Raw genomic sequence first — 15,951 nt, forward strand, 5'->3', positions numbered from 1 at the left:
TCCCGGGAAAAGCGCGTAGCGCTTTCCCTTGGGAATTGCGTCGAATGAGCTTAGCGGAAAAACAGAAAACCCGCGATCAGGAAGGTTGGGATCAGCACCAGCCCGGACCACAGCATATAGCCGAAGAAGCCCGGCATCTTGACGCCGCGATGTCTGGCAATGGCATAGACCATGAAGTTGGGGGCGTTGCCGACATAGGTGTTGGCGCCCATGAACACGGCGCCCGCCGAGATCGCGGCGAGCGTCGAGGCGAACTCCGTCATCAGGTGTTGAGGGTCGCCGCCCGCCAGCTCGAAAAACACCAGATAGGTCGGCGCATTGTCGAGGAAGGATGACAGCGCCCCGGTCAGCCAGAAATAGGCGAGGTCGTTGGGCGTGCCTTGTGCCGACGTGACGAGCGCGACCAGCGGCGCCAGCGCGCCGTCATGGCCGGCTCTCAAAATGGCGACCACCGGAACGATGCAGATGAAGATGCCGGCGAACAATTTGGCCACTTCCGCGATCGGACCCCAATTGAAACCGTTCGCTTGGCGGTGGCTCTTGTACGAGAGGGGAAGCGATAGCAGGGCCAGCGCGAGAATGACCGCGTCGCGCACCAGGTTCTGCAGTTCGAGACCGACGCCGAACACGGAAAAGCTCACGCCCGGCTTCCAGGCCGCCGACAGCAGGATGGCGCCGATCACACCGGCCAGCAGCGGAAGGTTGGCCAGGCCGCGCAGACGCACTTTCGTATCCGGTGTTGGATCCTTGATCTTCGGCGCGCCGGCCTCGCGCCGGTGCAGGATGAGGTCGATCGCCAGGAACACCGCCAGCACGACGACGCCGACGAACAGCGTCTCCCGGTAGAGGTTGGTGGTCGTCCAGAAGAAATCGACGCCGCGCAGGAAGCCGACGAACAGCGGCGGGTCGCCGAGCGGCGTCAGCGAACCGCCAATGTTGGATACCAGGAAAATGAAGAAGATGACGACATGGCCATTGAAAGGCCTGTTGTCGTTGGCGCGCAGGATCGGCCGGATCAGGATCATCGAGGCGCCCGTCGTGCCGATCACCGAGGCAAGCAGCGCCCCGACCGCCAGCAGTCCGGCATTGACCAGCGGTGTGCCGTGGATGTTGCCGGCGAGCAGGATGCCGCCCGAAATCGTGTAGAGGGCAAACAGCAGGACAATGAACGACATGTATTCGGTGAGCAGCGCGTGCAGCACCGCCTCGGTTGCCGCCGGAGCACCGAAGGCGACCGCGAGCGGCACGATCACCAGCGCCGCCCACAAGGCCGCGATCTTGCCGTAGTGATGTTCCCAGACATGGTGGAACAGCAGCGGACCGGTCGCGATCGACAGGAGCAGCCCGGCAAAAGGCAGCGCCCACCAGAGCGACATCGTGGCGCCAGGCAGGCCGTGTTCTTCGGCCGCGAAGGCCGATACCGGAAACAGCATCGCGACGACGATCGCACCGGCCGCTCCGATCGCCATCGGCAAAGATCCCCTTCTGCTCCCCATGGTGCCGTCAGCCCGACGTGTGATCTTCGAGCGTCACGCCGGCATCGCGCATTTTCGCCAGCATTGTCTCGAGCGATCCGTTGAGATCGATGCCACGGCAGGCATCGAGCCTGACCGTGGTGCTAAAACCCTGTTTGACCGCATCCAGCGCCGAGAAGGCGACACAGAAATCGGTCGCCAGGCCGACCAGGGTCAGCGTGTCGATACCGCGCTCCCGGAGATAACCGGCGAGCCCGGTCGGCGTCGTGTGATCGTTCTCGAAAAAGGCCGAGTAGCTGTCGATGGCAGGGCGAAATCCCTTGCGTATGACGAGTTCGGCCTTGGTCCAGGCAAGGCCGGAATGGAAATCCGAGCCAAGACTGCCCTGAATGCAATGGTCCGGCCACAAAGTCTGCGGACCATAGGGCATCTCGATCGTCGAAAAAGGCTGCGCGCCGGGATGGCTGGAGGCAAAGCTGGAATGGCCGGCGGGGTGCCAGTCCTGCGTCAGCACGACATGGTCGGTTCGCCGGATCATGTCATTGACCAGCGGCACGATCTCGTCGCCGCCGGCCACCGCCAGCGCGCCGCCCGGGCAAAAATCGTTTTGCAGGTCGATGACAACGAGCGCTTCGTCGGCCATGGGGTTTCCTTCCTGTCAGGCTAGGGCTCGGGTTCCGAACGAGGGACCGGGCGAAAGAAAAAGCCGCTGGCGCGACCGGAGGGAGAAACTCGACCAGATGGCGGGCCGCGTCAACCTCCAGCGGCATATCAAATGCGTGGCGATGCCAGCCACACGGGCGCCGCCGCAAACTCTGGCTTTGACAATTTCTGCCGTCTTGATATCATTTGCATACGAATGAATTTGCCGGATTGAAACCGGCAAGATATCCCCGGGAGCAAGCGCCTTGGGAGGGCCGATTTCCGGGAAGGCCCATTTTGTTGGGAAGGCCCACCTTATTGGGAAGGAAAGCGTGATCCGTTACGCGAAACCCACCACGGTCGACGAGGCGCTCGCGCTGCTTGGCGAGGGCGCCTGGCGTATTCTTGCGGGCGGCACGGATTTCTATCCGGCACAAGGCAGCAAGCCGTTTCGCGACAATGTCCTCGACATCAACGGCCTGACGGCGCTGCGCGGCATCGCCGAGACCGGCAACCACTGGATCATCGGCGCGCGCACGACATGGACCGATGTCATCCGCCTGCCCCTGCCGCCAGCCTTTGACGCACTGAAACAGGCGGCGCGCGAGGTCGGTTCGGCGCAGATCCAGAACGTCGCCTCGGTCGCCGGCAATCTGTGCAACGCTTCGCCGGCCGCCGACGGCGTGCCGGGGCTGCTCGTGCTCGACGCCGAGGTCGAGCTGCGCTCGGCGGCGGCGACGCGCCATCTGCCCTTGTCCGAGTTCATCCTGGGCAACCGCCGCACGGCCTTGCAGCCTGGCGAGATGGTGACGGCCATCCGCGTGCCGAAACCCACCGGTACATCGGCCTTCGTCAAGCTCGGCGCCCGGCGTTATCTCGTCATCTCCATCGCCATGGTGGCGGCGCGTCTGGTTGTCGAGAATGGCATTGTCGCGGATGCGGCCGTCGCCGTCGGCTCCTGTTCCGCCGTTGCCAGGCGGCTTGCCGGTGTCGAGGCGGCGTTGCGCGGGCTTCCCCTGGACGCCGGGCTTGTTGCCGCGGTCCGGTCGGCGCAGATGGCTGAGCTGTCGCCGATCGCCGATGTGCGCGGCAGCGCCGAATACAGGCTCGAAGCGGTGCGCGAGATCGTTGCGCGCGCGGTGCTCGAGGCCGCGGGCAATCCGAAAGGCGACAAGGTGGCCGCATGAGCATGGATCGCGCCGATATCGCCTTCGCGGTCAATGGCGCCGCCGTCTCGATCAACGTGCCGCCGCTGCGCCGGCTGTCCTCGGTGCTGCGTGACGAATTGCGGCTGACCGGCACAAAGGTCGGCTGCGACGCCGGCGACTGCGGCGCCTGCACGGTGCTGGTCGACGGCGATCCCGTCTGTGCCTGCCTGATGCCGGCGGCCTCAGCCGCCGGCACTGCGGTGACGACGGTCGAGGGCCTCGCCAATAGCCGGCTGTCGGCGTTGCAAGCCTCGTTCCTGGCGCATGGTGCGGCGCAATGCGGCATCTGCACGCCGGCGCTGCTGGTCGCGGCGACCGCATTGCTGGACACGAAACCCAGGCCGACCGAGACCGAGGTGCAGGATGCGCTGGGCGGGATCCTCTGCCGCTGCACCGGCTACCGGAAGATCATCGCGGCGGTGATGGAGGCCGGACAATTTGCAATAAAGCCATCGACGGATAGCGCTGCCCCTCATCCGCCTGCCGGCACCTTCTCCCCGTATAGTGACGGGGAGAAGGGAAGCGCTCCAGCGTTGGCGCCCCCCTCTCCCCGCCCCTTGCGGGGAGAGGGTAAGGGTGAGGGGCAGCGCCAACTTTATGGACTGGATCGCGATTTCGATCGGAGGATGCCGGCCTCGGGCCATGCCGTTGGGGCTTCGCCGATCAGGCTCGATGGCGTGCCGAAGGTAACGGGCGATGAAAAATTCGGCGGCGATTCCTTCCCGGCCGATGCGCTTGCCGTGCTGGTGATCCGCTCGCCGCATTATCATGCCGGCTTCGCCTTCGGCGACATCGATGGCTGGGCGAGAAACCATCCCGGTATCGCGGGCGTTTTCACGGCCGACGATATCCCGGGGAAAAACTGTTTCGGCGTGATCGGCCCGTTCGCCGACCAGCCGGCGCTCGCCGAGGGCTTTGTCCGGCTTCGCGGCGAGGCGGTCGCCCTGGTCGCCGGCGAGCGCGAGGCGATCCTCGATCTCGATCTGTCGGACTTCCCCATCCGCTGGACCGAGCTGCCGCATGTCCTCCAGACTTACGACGCGCAGTCCGAAGGTGCTGCGCTGATCCATGAAAACCGCCCGGCCAATTTGTTGACCAAGGGATTTGTCGAGCGCGGCGATCCCGAGTCGGCGCTGGCCGATGCGGCCGTCACCGCCAGCGGCGCGATCGACACCTCCTATGTCGAGCACGCCTATATCGAGCCGGAAGCCGGCTATGCATATCTCGATGGCGACACGCTGGTCGTCGTCGCCTGCACCCAGGCGCCTTACATGGACCGTGACGACACGGCGAAAGTGCTCGGCCTCGCCGTCGACAAGGTGCGCATCGTGCCGACCGCGACCGGTGGCGGCTTCGGGTCCAAGCTCGACGTTTCCCTGCAGCCTCTCATCGGCCTCGTGGCGCTGAAGACCGGGCGGGCGGCGGCGCTTGCCTACACCCGCAGCGAATCCATGATTTCGACCACCAAGCGCCATCCGGCCCAGATGAAGGCCACCATCGGCGCCGATGCCGACGGCTACGTCACCGGCATGGTCTTCGAGGGCGATTTCAACACCGGCGCTTATGCCAGCTGGGGCCCGACGGTCGCCAACCGCGTGCCGGTGCACGCCTCCGGCCCCTATGCGACGCCCAACTATCGTGCAGAGGGCCGCGCCATCCACACCCATGGGCCGATCGCCGGTGCCTTCCGTGGCTTCGGCGTGCCGCAGGCGACGATCATGCAAGAGACGCTCTATGACGAGCTCGCCGGCAAGCTCGGCATGGATCGGCTTGAGTTTCGTCTGAAGAACTGCCTTCGGAACGGATCCGAAACGGTTACCGGGCAGCTTCTGGAGTCTGGCGTCGGCATCGCCGAGTGCCTCGAAGCCCTGCGGCCGCATTGGGTGCGGGCTATGGCCGATGCGGATGGTTTCAACCGTGCCAGTATCGACAGAAAACGCGGCATCGGCGTCGCTTCGTGCTGGTACGGCTGCGGCAACACATCGCTGCCCAATCCGTCGACCATTAGGGTCGGCATCGCGGCTGACGGCGCGGTCATCCTGCACCAGGGCGCCGTCGATATCGGCCAGGGGTCCAACACCGTCATCACGCAGATCTGCGCCGACGCTCTCGGCCTGCCGCTGGAAAAATTCCGGCTCAAGAGCGCCGATACGGCGATCAGCCCCGACGCCGGCAAGACTTCGGCCTCGCGACAGACTTTCGTGACCGGCAAGGCGGCCGAGAGGGCTGGGCGGGCCCTGCGCGAAAAAATCCTGCGCTTTGCCAATGTCTCGGACAAGGCTTCCCTTCAACTGGATGGCTCGGCGATCGTCATCCGCGAAGGCGAGGCGACGCGCCGTGTCGATCTTGCCTCGCTCGATGCGGATGCCAACGGCTTCGTCTTCCGCGCCGAGGAGACTTATGATCCGCCAACGCTGCCGCTCGATGCCAAGGGCCAGGGCAACCCCTATGCGGTCTATGGCTATGGCGCGCAGATCGCCGAGCTCGAGGTCGATCTCAAGCTCGGCACGGTCAGGCTGATCAGGATCATCGCGGCGCATGACGTCGGCAAGGCGATCAATCCGCTGCTGGTCGAGGGCCAGATCGAAGGCGGCATCGCGCAAGGCATCGGCATGGCGCTGATGGAAGAATACATCCCCGGCCGCACCGAGAACCTGCACGATTATCTCATCCCGACCATTGGCGACGTGCCGCCGATCGAGACCATCCTCATCGAGGTGCCCGATCCGGAGGGACCGTTCGGCGCCAAGGGCCTGGGCGAGCACGTGCTGATCCCGACGGCGCCGGCGATCCTCAACGCCATCCGCCACGCCACCGGCGTGCTGGTCACCAAGGTGCCGGCAACGCCAAGCCGCATCCTGGCGGCCATCCGCGAGAAGGAGGCACGTGCATGAGCGAGCTTGCCGAACGCTTCGAAACCCATGAACCCGGCGAGAAGCTGGTGGCGGAAAAGATCCGCTGCGACGCCTGTCCCGTCATGTGCTACATCGCAGACGGGCGCACCGGCGCCTGCGACCGCTATGGCAATGTCGCGGGCCGGATCGTGCGCATGGACCCGCTGGCCATCCTCGACCACGCAGCCGAAACCGGCGCTACCATGGTGCCCTTTGTCGCCGAGGGCGAACAGTGGGACGGCGAACTGGTCAACACTGGCCGCCGTTTCGTCACGGCGATCGGCGCCGGCACGACCTATCCCGACTACAAGCCGGCGCCCTTCATCGTCAGCCAGGAGGTCGAAGGCGTCGATCTCGTCACCGTGGTGACCGAAGGCATCTTCTCCTATTGCGGCGTCAAGGTGAAGATCGACACCGACCGTCATATCGGACCCGAAACGGCTGTTGTGCGGGCAGAGGGCGAGGCCGTCGGCCACGTCACGACGGGCGAATACGGCTCGCAGATGCTGTCGCTGGGCGGCGTGCATCATCTGACCGGCGGCTCCAAGGCGGAGGGCCGCGCCACTTGCGACGCGCTGCTCAATTTGTGCAACCGCAAACCTGTGGAACTCAGCATAGACGGCGGCGCCACGGTCATTGTCGAAGCCGGCAAACCGCCAGTCATCGACGGCAAGCAGGAACACCGCATGCGCGTCGGCTGCGGCTCGGCCACCATCGGCATGTTCGCCACGCAGTGGCGCGGCCTGGTCGACGAGGTCGTGGTGGTCGACGACCACATCACCGGGGTCGTCTCCGAGCATCAAGCCGGCAAGGTGCTGGGCTGGCAGGATACCGGCATCAAGATCATCGGCCGCCGCTCCACACCGGGCCGCTATTTCAAGGTCTCCGAGCCCGGCCTCGGTTGGGGCGGCACCAGCATTTCCGATCCGCTGTCGATCCTCGGCGAGTGGAATGCCAAGAAGGGCGCGCGGCCGGGCCTGTCGCTGCTGATGGTTTCGACCACCGGCGAGCAGTTCGCCTATTACGAACTCGATGACGAGCTGAAGCCCGTCGAAAAGCCGTTTCCGGAACGGCTGCAGAGATCCGTCAACCTGATCGAGGACAATTGCGAGCCGGCTTTGTGCACCGTGCTATTCATCGGCGGCGCCGGCGGGTCGCTGCGTGCCGGCGTCACCGAAAACCCGGTCAATCTCACCCGTTCGGTGCAGGGCCTGAGAACCTACGTCACCGTGGGTGGCGCGCCGGTCTATGTCTGGCCGGGCGGCGGCATCACGCTGATGGTCGATGTCAGCAGGGTTCCGGAAGGCGCCTTCGGCTACGTGCCGACGCCGGCGCTGGTGGCGCCGATCGAATTCACCTTGCGCCGCGACGATTACATCAGGCTCGGTGGCTACGAGGCCGAAATTCGCAGCGTTGCGGACATCGTCGCCAAGGGCGGCGAGTATCTCAACCCCCGGCGCGGCACGGGTGCCCCGTCCAGCAATCCATGGCCGCCGCTGGCGCAGTTGCGCCGCGCGGGCTCCAACGGGGCTGGCTGATGGAAGGCCCGCAAGCGCATTGGCTTCAGGACGGCAAGCGGCTGCATCTCAACCACGGGCCGATCGACCTGATCGTCGAGGCCTTTGGCGAGGCCGATGAGTGTCGCGCCGCCTACGCCCAGGCCGTCGCGCGCTTCCAGACGATCCTGATCGAGTTGGTCGAGGAGCTTCCCGAACTGCGCCTTCAGGCATTTTTCCTGGCGCCGCGCGCCTTCGCCGGCCCGACGGCGCGACGCATGGAAGCAGCCGTCATGCCGTTGGCGGAATGCTTTATCACGCCGATGGCCGCCGTTGCTGGATCGATAGCCGACGAAATGCTTGCCGCGCTGCTTGCGGGTCGCAAGCTCGATCGCGCCTATGTCAACAATGGCGGCGACAGTGCCCTCCACATCGGCGCGGGCCGATCCATGGGATTGGCGGTCGCCGGCACCGGCAACGGCATGGCCGACCGGATCACGATCCGCGCCGAGGATGGCGTGCGTGGCGTCGCAACCAGCGGCTGGCGTGGCCGCTCTTTCTCGCTTGGCATTGCCGATGCCGTCACCGTGCTCGCGCGGACCGGCGCCGAGGCCGATGCGGCGGCGACGCTCATCGCCAACGCGGTGGACCTGCCCGGCAATCCCGCCATCAGGCGCATTCCCGCACGCGACCTGTCGCCCGACAGCGATCTAGGCGCGCGGCTGGTGACACAAGGCGTCGGCACGCTTGTAGCTGATGAGGTGGCGCGGGCGCTGGACAATGGCCTTGCCGTCGCCGAAGATTTTCGCCGGCGCGGCCTGGTTGCCGCATCGGCGCTGTTTCTTGGCGGGGAGGCCCGCGTCAGTGGCTCCGTTGCACTCGGCGCGCCCAACAAGCATGAACCGGAGGAAGTTGCCCATGCCTGAGTTTCCGATCCGCAAGATCGCGGTGCTGAGCGAAGAGATCTTTCACGAAGGCGGGCCTGTCGCCGCGGTGCCGCGCCGGCGTGCTGCCGCCATGGCCGTGGTCAGGAACCCGTTCGCCGGACGCTATGTCGAGGATCTGCAGAGCGCCATGGACGATCTGAAGCCGCTCGGCCTGCTGCTCGCCGACCGGCTGATCGCCGCACTCGGCGGCGACGTGAAACAGATCGACGGCTACGGCAAGGGCGCCATCGTCGGCACCGCGGGCGAACTGGAGCACGGCGCGCTCTGGCATGTGCCGGGCGGCTACGCGATGCGGGAGCGGCTCGGCAATGCCAAGGCGATCGTGCCCTCGGCCAAGAAGGTCGGCGCCTTCGGCTCGAAGCTCGACGTGCCGCTCGGCCATATCAACGCCGCCTATGTGCGCAGCCATTTCGACGCCATGGAAGTCGGCGTCAGCGACGGCCCGCGTTCCGACGAGATCCTGTTCTGCCTGGCCATGACCTGCGGCCCGCGCATCCATAATCGCATGGGTGGCCTCGCGGCGGACGAGATAAAAGCCTGGGACGGGTTGCGGTGAGCGGCGAGGACAATCTGCTCAAGCTCGTCGAGGTCGAAGACGCCGACGATCACGATTACCTGCTGCAGGAACAGGTCGGCTTCATCCTGCGCAAGGCGCACCAGCGCCACGTCTCGATCTTCGCCGCCCGTATCGCCGACCTGACGCCGCCGCAATTCGCAGCACTGGCCAAGCTGCATGATGTCGGCGAGACTTCGCAGAACCAACTGGGCACGCTGATCGCCATGGACGCCGCAACGGTAAAGGGCGTCATCGACCGGCTGAAGGCGCGCGGCCTGGTCGAGCTTTCCAGGCATGAGGTCGACAAAAGGCGGCTGCTGGTCAACCTGACGGCCGAGGGCCGCGAAGCGATCGAGCGCCTGATCCCGCTTGCAAGGGAGATCACGCAGGAAACGCTGGCGCCGCTCACGGCCAAGGAGGCCGCCACTTTCATGAAGCTGCTGGCCAAGCTGGCATAGTAGGTGCGGCGGCAAGGTCGTTTCCTCTCCCTCCGGAGGGGGGAGAGGTGGCGCTGCGAAGCAGCGACGGAGTGGGGGAACCACTTGGCAACCGCCGTCAACGGATATTCAGGGGGGACCGAGGCGCAAGAATCTTCCGCACCGCGCCAAGTGTCGACCCCCACTCCGTCGAGCTGCGCTCGACACCTCTCCCCCGATCGACGGGGGAGAGGAGGGGTGCCAAGCTATCCCTGGGACGAACGAAGAACCTGGACGTTGGCCGGTGCTTATCTCCCGTGAAAACTTAAAGCCCGTTGTCCTTCAGCACTTGGGCGGCGTTTTCCTTGGTGATCTTCTGCGTCGGCAAGGTGATGGTCTTCTCGACCTTCTCGCCGTTGAGGAACTTGATCGCCTGGCGCAGCCCTTCCGCGCCGGGGGTGACATAGGTGAAAGTCGCCGTCAGCTCGCCCTTGTTCACCATCTGCACACCTTCATTGGGCAGGCCGTCGATGCCGATGAACTTGATGTCCTTCTCGCGGCCGACATCCTTGGCGGCGAGATAGGCGCCGTAGGCCATCGGGTCGTTGTGGCCGTAGACGAGATCGATCTTCTCGTTGGTCTTCAGCGCGTTGGCCATCAGGTTGTAGGCCTGGTCCTGCTTCCAGTCGCCCGACTGCTGGTCGAGCAGGTATTTGATGCCCGGCTCCTTGTCGGTGAATTCATGAAAACCGTCATGGCGGTCATGCGCCGGCTGGGTGCCCATGCCGCCCCAGATCTCGACGACATTGCCTGCTGCCTTGCCCTTGCCGCCGAGCAGCTCGACGGCATATTCGCCGGCCGCGCGGCCGATCAGCTTGTTGTCGCCGCCGACGAACTGCGTGTAGTCCTTGGTGTCGACATTGCGGTCGAGCACGAAGACCGGGATCTTGGCGTCGATCGCCTGCTGCACGACGCCGGTCAGGCCGGCCGATTCCTTCGGCGACACCAGCAGCGCGTCGACCTCCTGGCGGATCAGGTTCTCGACGTCCGCGACCTGCTTCTCGGTCTTGTCCTCGCCGTCGGTGATGATCAGCTCGACCTCCGGATGCTTGGCCGCCTCGGCAATGATGTCCTTGTTGAACTGGGCGCGCCAGGGCTCGATGGTGGTCACCTGCGAGAAGCCGATCTTCCACTTCTTGTCCTGGGCGAAGGCATGGCCGGTGGAGAGCAGTGCCGTGGTGGTCAGCAATGCCGCGCCGAATGCGGCAAGCTTCAGCATGTCACGTCGTTTCATTTCTTGTTTCCTCCGAGATTGAGAGACGGTGTCTCTTGCGACGGCCGTTTTGCGGCGGCCGTTTCCTTGTGCGCCGCTCCGGGCAGGCGCAGATAGGCCAGCAGATCGCCGGCATTGCGCTCCTGCACGAGCACGGTGCCGATGATGATCATCCCCTTCAGCACCAGCTGAAGGTTCGAATTGATGTTGTGGAGCTGCAGAATGTTGGAGAGCAGCCCGAAGATCAGCACGCCGCAGAACGTGCCGGTGAGACTGCCGCGCCCACCCATCAGGCTAGTGCCGCCGATGACCACGGCGGCGATGGCGTCGAGTTCCAGGCCGGCGCCGGCGTCCGGCTTGCCTTGCCGGTACTGCGCCACGTAGAGCACCGCGGCGATGCCGGCGAGCAGGCCTGATATGGCATAGGTGGCGATCTTGACGCGGCCTGCGGCGATGCCGGAGAGCCGGGCCGCCTCCTCATTGCCGCCGATGGCATAGACATAGCGGCCGAACGGCGTGAAGCGCAGCACCGCGCCATAGATGACGATCGCGCCGAGGAAGAACAGGCCGGGCATGGGGATGACGCCGAACACCAGCGAGCGCAGCAGCTCGAAATCCGCGGTGGCGTTGGAACCGGTATAGACCGGCAGCACGGCATTGTTCTGGCCGGCGGTGAGCCGGGCGATGCCGAGCGCCGTCACCATCATCGCCAGCGTGACGATGAAGGGCTGCAGCCGGCCGCCGACGATGATGAAACCGTTGATGGCGCCGAACAGCAGGCCGACGCAGGGCGCCACCAGCAGCACGCCGAGAACGCCGAATTTGGGCTCGATCTGCGGCAGCAGGTACCAGAGCGAAAGGCAGCACAGGACGACGCCGACGATCGCCGGCGTGACCAGGCCGCGAACGGTGTCCAGCCTGACATCGCGCGCGGCGGCATCCGCGCCGGCGCGGGACTTCTCCAAGTTGAGGAAGATGAAGCGCGTGACGACGATGCCGAGGCACAGCGCAACCAGCGCAACGGTCGGCACGCCCAGCACGACGCCCGGCGTCACGCCCGGAACCGTCAGCAGCATGGCGCACACCACCGAGCAGATGGCCATCAGCGAACCGACGGAAAGGTCGATGCCGCCGGTGATGATCACCGCCGTCATGCCGGTGGCGATCAGCCCGGTGGTCGACACCTGGCGCAGCACGTCGAGCAGATTGCCGTAGGACAGGAAGATGTTGTTGCCCTTGGAGCTCACCGGCGAGCCCAGCACGCCGATCAGGAAGATGGCGATCAGGCCCCAGTAGAGCTTGGTGCGGGACAGGAGTTTCAGTGCGGTCATGCGGCAGGTCTCGATAGGGTCCGGCGCGGTGCCGCGAGGCGCATGATGGCCTCCTCGCTCGCCGCGTCGCGGGAAAGGATGCCTGTCTGGCGGCCGTCGGCCATCACCAGTATGCGGTCGGAAAGATGCAGCAATTCCGGCAGCTCGGAGCTGATGACGGCGATGGCAAGGCCATCGCGCGCCAGCCGGAAGATGAGGTCGTAGATCTCGCGCTTGGCGCCGACATCGATGCCGCGCGTCGGCTCGTCGAGCAACAGCACCCTCGGCCTCGTCGCCAGCCACTTGCCGATGACGACCTTCTGCTGGTTGCCGCCCGACAACGTGCCGGCGGGCTGGTCGATATCCCGGCAGCGAATACCGAGCGCCTTGACCGCCTGCCGCGCCAGCCCCTGTTCGCCGGCCATCGAACGGATGCCGAAGCGGGCCAGCGCGCCGACCAGCGGTAGCGCCACATTGTCCGATATCGAGGCCTGCAGATGCAGGCCTTGCGTCTTGCGGTCCTCGGTGACCAGCGCGATCCCCAGCCGCCGCGCATCGCGCGGTGAGCGGATATCCACCGGCTGGCCGTCGAGCCGGATCTCGCCGCCGGCACGGCCATCGCTCGAACCGAAGATCGCTTCCATGATCTCGGTGCGGCCTGAGCCCAGCAACCCGCCAATGCCCAGAATCTCGCCGGCGGCCAGATCGAAGCTGACGCCGTCGATCACCTGCCGCCAGCCCTGGCGGTCGGGCTTCGACAGCGACAGGTCGCTGACCGAAAGCACGGTCCTGCCGCCGGGATCCCGCTCACCTTGAGAGGATGCGAGCAGGTCCCGCCCGACCATCGCCGAAATGATGGCATTCTCGTCAAGCTCGGCCATCGGCCGCGTCAGCACATGACGCCCGTCGCGGAAGACGGTGACGCGGCCGGCCAGATGCATGACCTCGTCGATGCGATGCGAGATGTAGACAATGGCGACGCCGCTGTCCGCAAGCTGGCCGATGATGCGGAACAGCCGCTGGCATTCGGCCGGCGACAATGCCGAGGTCGGCTCGTCCATGATCAGGATGCGCGCCGACATCGACAGCGCCTTGGCGATCTCGACCAGCTGCCGTTCGCCGACACGCAGGGTGCCGACGCGTGCGTCCGGGTCGAGTTCGATGCCGAGCCGCTGCAGGAGGGCGCTTGCGGCGCGGCTGCTCGCCTTGCGATCGACGATCAGCCCGGCGATCAGCTTCTCACGGCCAAGGAAGATGTTGTCGGCGACGCTCAGCTCCGGCACCAGGTTGAGTTCCTGGTGGATAATGGCGATGCCCGCGTCCTCGGCATCGCGCACGCCGGCGAAGCTGACCGGCCGGCCGTCGATACTGACCGTGCCTTCGTAGCCGGTGTGGACGCCGGACAGGATCTTCATCAGCGTCGACTTGCCGGCGCCGTTCTCGCCCATCAAGGCATGGACTTCGCCGCGCCTTAAGTCGAAGCCGACATCGACGAGGGCGGCGATGCCGCCAAAACTCTTGGAAATATGCTCGGCGCTCAGAACGATGTCCGAGCGATCCGACGCCACACTGCGCGTCGAGGAAAGGGAATTGTTCTGTTCCATGACAATGGCGGCCTCCCTTCCGTCTTCGTCAGCTTCCCGAACGCTAATCTAAACGTTTCGATCATGTCAAGCCGATATAGGGTGATGCAACTTTGATGCATTTCAATTCTTGCCTAAAATGGCAAGATTCCGTAGGTATTGGCGGCAAGGGGTGACGAAACGTTTCGAAAATGACAGCGTCAGGGCGAAAAAAGCACCGCAAATCCACCGCACCCACCATGCTTCACGTGGCTGAAGCGGCGCGTGTCTCGGTCGCCACCGTGTCGGCCCTGATCAACGGAACGGCGACCGTCAGCCCGGAGCTCAGCCAGCGCATCGAACAGGCGATCCGCGATATCGGCTACAAGCGCAACGCCATCGCCCGCAGCCTGAAGATGGGCACGACGCGCACCATCGGCCTGACCGTTCCGCACATCACCAACCCGTTCTTCACCGATGTCGTCTCGGTCATCCAGCAGGCCTTCGACCGCGCCGGCTACGCCGTCATGCTGTGCTGCACCGACGAGGATTTGAACACCCAGGACGACCAGATCAGGCTGCTGCTCGACCGCATGGTCGACGGACTGATCGTGGCCCGCGTCGGGGATGGCGCGATCCTCAAGCAGATCGTCGCCGACGCCAACGTGCCGGTCGTGCTGATCGATCGTCTGTGCGAGGGCGTCGACACCGACGCCGTGGTTCTCGACAACCAGCGCGCGGTCTTCGACGCCATCAGCTATCTGATCAATCTCGGCCACCGCCGCATCGGCTACATCACCGGCACCTCGGACATTTCACCCATGCATGACCGCATGACCGGATATCGCGAGGCGCTCCAGGCCGCCGGCTTGCCGATGGCCGAGGAACTGGTTCGCTCCGGCAATTTCCACGAGATCGACGGCTACAACGCAACCATGCAGCTGCTGTCGCTGCATGACCGGCCAAGCGCCATCTTCTCGGCCAACAACCCGATGGTGATCGGAACCATGAAGGCGATCCGCGACATCGGCCTGTCCTGTCCGGAGGATATTTCGGTAGCCTGCTTCGACGATTTTCCCTGGTCCGACGTTTTCCAGCCGCAGCTGACCACCGTGGCGCAGCCAGTGCAGGCGATCGGCGAACAGGCGGCCAATCTGCTGCTCGACCGCCTCGCCGGCAACCGGGACGCGCCGCCGCGCAAGCTGGTGCTCAAGGGTCGGCTGATGATCCGCAATTCATGTCGGCCGCTGGGCGCGGTGGTGCAGAGCGTGAGTGCCTAAAGCATGATGCCGAAGAGTGTGGCGCTGTTTTCGGACGAGGTCACGCTTCCTGAGATTTGCTGCCTGATCCGGGCGTAAAAACACCAGTACACAGCTCTTGCAGCTTCGAAAACACACCCTTGCCGCCTGTGATGACCTGTGTCCCGCTCTGCAACACCGTCTTCGGATTCGCCTTCAGGATCGTGCCGCCGGCTTCCTCGATCAGCAGCATGCCGGCCACGCAGTCCCAGGCGTTCATGTGTTCTTCCACATAGCCGAGCAGTCGGCCCGAGGCGACATAGGCGAGCATCAGCGCGCCGGACGCGTTTCGGAAGAAGACGCCGCCCTCGGCCAGGATCTTCTTGATCAGCACGGTGATGTTTTCGGCCTCGGCCCGGTTCGAGAAGCCTGTGCCCACCGAGCCCTCTTCCAGGCTGGTCGCCGCGCTCGTCCTGATCGGCCGGCCGTTGACGAAGGCGCCGCCGCCCAGCCTTCCGTGGAAGGTCTCACCGGTCGACGGCTCGTGGATGACGCCGACGATCGTCTCTCCATCCCTTGCGCAAGCGATCACCACGCACCAGGCCGGAATGCCGCGTACGAAATTGGCGGTGCCGTCGATGGGGTCGATCACCCAGACATGGCCTGTCGAGCCGGCGACCGAGGCGTGCTCCTCGCCGACGATGCCGTCCTGCGGATAGTCGGCGGCGATCGCCGCGCGGATGAACAGTTCGACTTCGCGGTCGGCTTGCGAGACCAGGTCCTGATGGCCCTTGCTCTCGATGGTCAGGCTGTCGAGATCCCGGAAATATTGCAGGCCGAGCTCGCCGGCGCGCCACGCCAGATCAATCGCGAAGTGCATGCGTGCGTCGAGGTCATGTGTCACGGAAAAGCTCGCTGCTGCCTGAGGATGACC

The 15,951-nt window shown here is 65.2% G+C and carries 13 protein-coding genes; 7 read left to right on the plus strand and 6 right to left on the minus strand.

The genetic code is table 11. The annotated features are described in order from the left end of the window. Window positions 1-50: 50 nt before the first annotated feature. On the minus strand, window positions 51-1,469 hold the full coding sequence (locus FJ970_RS02350; protein ID WP_140757352.1) for a sodium:proton antiporter: 1,419 nt from the start codon (window positions 1,467-1,469) through the stop codon (window positions 51-53). A gap of 34 nt (window positions 1,470-1,503) precedes the next feature. Then, complete coding sequence (gene pncA / locus FJ970_RS02355) at window positions 1,504-2,118, minus strand: bifunctional nicotinamidase/pyrazinamidase (RefSeq protein WP_140757353.1); 615 nt, start codon at window positions 2,116-2,118, stop codon at window positions 1,504-1,506. A gap of 331 nt (window positions 2,119-2,449) precedes the next feature. On the opposite strand from pncA, the gene FJ970_RS02360 reads away from it, so the two are divergent. Genes FJ970_RS02360 through FJ970_RS02385 form a run of 6 tightly spaced genes read left to right on the plus strand, consistent with a single transcriptional unit; the run spans window position 2,450 to window position 9,676 of the window. Next, a complete protein-coding gene (locus tag FJ970_RS02360; RefSeq protein ID WP_140757354.1) occupies window positions 2,450-3,304 on the plus strand; it encodes an FAD binding domain-containing protein in 855 nt (284 codons plus the stop codon). Further along, a complete protein-coding gene (locus FJ970_RS02365) occupies window positions 3,301-6,219 on the plus strand; it encodes a molybdopterin-dependent oxidoreductase (RefSeq protein ID WP_140757355.1) in 2,919 nt (972 codons plus the stop codon). Before FJ970_RS02360 ends, FJ970_RS02365 begins: the two co-directional genes overlap by 4 nt. After that, a complete protein-coding gene (locus tag FJ970_RS02370; protein ID WP_140757356.1) occupies window positions 6,216-7,757 on the plus strand; it encodes a 6-hydroxynicotinate reductase in 1,542 nt (513 codons plus the stop codon). Before FJ970_RS02365 ends, FJ970_RS02370 begins: the two co-directional genes overlap by 4 nt. Then, window positions 7,757-8,641 (plus strand): UPF0280 family protein, encoded by an 885-nt coding sequence (locus FJ970_RS02375; protein ID WP_140757357.1) that lies wholly within the window; start codon window positions 7,757-7,759, stop codon window positions 8,639-8,641. The genes FJ970_RS02370 and FJ970_RS02375 overlap by 1 nt, the downstream gene beginning before the upstream one ends. Continuing rightward, window positions 8,634-9,218, plus strand: coding sequence for an amino acid synthesis family protein (locus tag FJ970_RS02380; protein WP_140757358.1), 585 nt, complete (start codon window positions 8,634-8,636; stop codon window positions 9,216-9,218). The genes FJ970_RS02375 and FJ970_RS02380 overlap by 8 nt, the downstream gene beginning before the upstream one ends. Next, window positions 9,215-9,676: a MarR family winged helix-turn-helix transcriptional regulator gene (locus FJ970_RS02385; protein WP_140757359.1), complete on the plus strand. Its 462-nt coding sequence runs from the start codon at window positions 9,215-9,217 to the stop codon at window positions 9,674-9,676. Before FJ970_RS02380 ends, FJ970_RS02385 begins: the two co-directional genes overlap by 4 nt. 283 nt (window positions 9,677-9,959) lie before the next feature. On the opposite strand, the gene FJ970_RS02390 is transcribed toward FJ970_RS02385, so the two are convergent. The 3 genes from FJ970_RS02390 to FJ970_RS02400 are packed head-to-tail and all read right to left on the minus strand — an operon-like array spanning window position 9,960 to window position 13,821. Continuing rightward, entirely contained in the window at window positions 9,960-10,928 is a 969-nt protein-coding gene (locus FJ970_RS02390) for a substrate-binding domain-containing protein (RefSeq protein ID WP_140757360.1), read from the minus strand. Beyond that, complete coding sequence (locus tag FJ970_RS02395; RefSeq protein WP_140757361.1) at window positions 10,925-12,238, minus strand: ABC transporter permease; 1,314 nt, start codon at window positions 12,236-12,238, stop codon at window positions 10,925-10,927. The genes FJ970_RS02390 and FJ970_RS02395 overlap by 4 nt, the downstream gene beginning before the upstream one ends. Continuing rightward, window positions 12,235-13,821, minus strand: a complete 1,587-nt coding sequence (locus FJ970_RS02400; protein ID WP_140757362.1) for a sugar ABC transporter ATP-binding protein — start codon at window positions 13,819-13,821, stop codon at window positions 12,235-12,237. Before FJ970_RS02400 ends, FJ970_RS02395 begins: the two co-directional genes overlap by 4 nt. A gap of 218 nt (window positions 13,822-14,039) precedes the next feature. Between FJ970_RS02400 and FJ970_RS02405 the strand changes: the two genes are divergently transcribed. Continuing rightward, window positions 14,040-15,059, plus strand: coding sequence for a LacI family DNA-binding transcriptional regulator (locus FJ970_RS02405; protein ID WP_140757363.1), 1,020 nt, complete (start codon window positions 14,040-14,042; stop codon window positions 15,057-15,059). A gap of 40 nt (window positions 15,060-15,099) precedes the next feature. On the opposite strand, the gene FJ970_RS02410 is transcribed toward FJ970_RS02405, so the two are convergent. Then, window positions 15,100-15,921, minus strand: coding sequence for an inositol monophosphatase family protein (locus tag FJ970_RS02410; RefSeq protein ID WP_140757364.1), 822 nt, complete (start codon window positions 15,919-15,921; stop codon window positions 15,100-15,102). Between the last annotated feature and the right edge of the window lie 30 nt (window positions 15,922-15,951).

Source organism: Mesorhizobium sp. B2-1-8 (assembly GCF_006442545.2).
In the GTDB taxonomy this organism is placed as follows: Bacteria; Pseudomonadota; Alphaproteobacteria; order Rhizobiales; family Rhizobiaceae; genus Mesorhizobium.

Bases quoted from the DNA above. Each gene is read 5' to 3' on its own strand.
- FJ970_RS02350 (WP_140757352.1), bottom strand. From the start codon at position 1,469: ATGGCGATCGGAGCGGCCGGTGCGATCGTCGTCGCGATGCTGTTTCCG.
- pncA (WP_140757353.1), bottom strand. From the start codon at position 2,118: ATGGCCGACGAAGCGCTCGTTGTCATCGACCTGCAAAACGATTTTTGC.
- FJ970_RS02365 (WP_140757355.1), top strand. From the start codon at position 3,301: ATGAGCATGGATCGCGCCGATATCGCCTTCGCGGTCAATGGCGCCGCC.
- FJ970_RS02370 (WP_140757356.1), top strand. From the start codon at position 6,216: ATGAGCGAGCTTGCCGAACGCTTCGAAACCCATGAACCCGGCGAGAAG.
- FJ970_RS02375 (WP_140757357.1), top strand. From the start codon at position 7,757: ATGGAAGGCCCGCAAGCGCATTGGCTTCAGGACGGCAAGCGGCTGCAT.
- FJ970_RS02380 (WP_140757358.1), top strand. From the start codon at position 8,634: ATGCCTGAGTTTCCGATCCGCAAGATCGCGGTGCTGAGCGAAGAGATC.
- FJ970_RS02390 (WP_140757360.1), bottom strand. From the start codon at position 10,928: ATGAAACGACGTGACATGCTGAAGCTTGCCGCATTCGGCGCGGCATTG.
- FJ970_RS02395 (WP_140757361.1), bottom strand. From the start codon at position 12,238: ATGACCGCACTGAAACTCCTGTCCCGCACCAAGCTCTACTGGGGCCTG.
- FJ970_RS02400 (WP_140757362.1), bottom strand. From the start codon at position 13,821: ATGGAACAGAACAATTCCCTTTCCTCGACGCGCAGTGTGGCGTCGGAT.
- FJ970_RS02405 (WP_140757363.1), top strand. From the start codon at position 14,040: ATGCTTCACGTGGCTGAAGCGGCGCGTGTCTCGGTCGCCACCGTGTCG.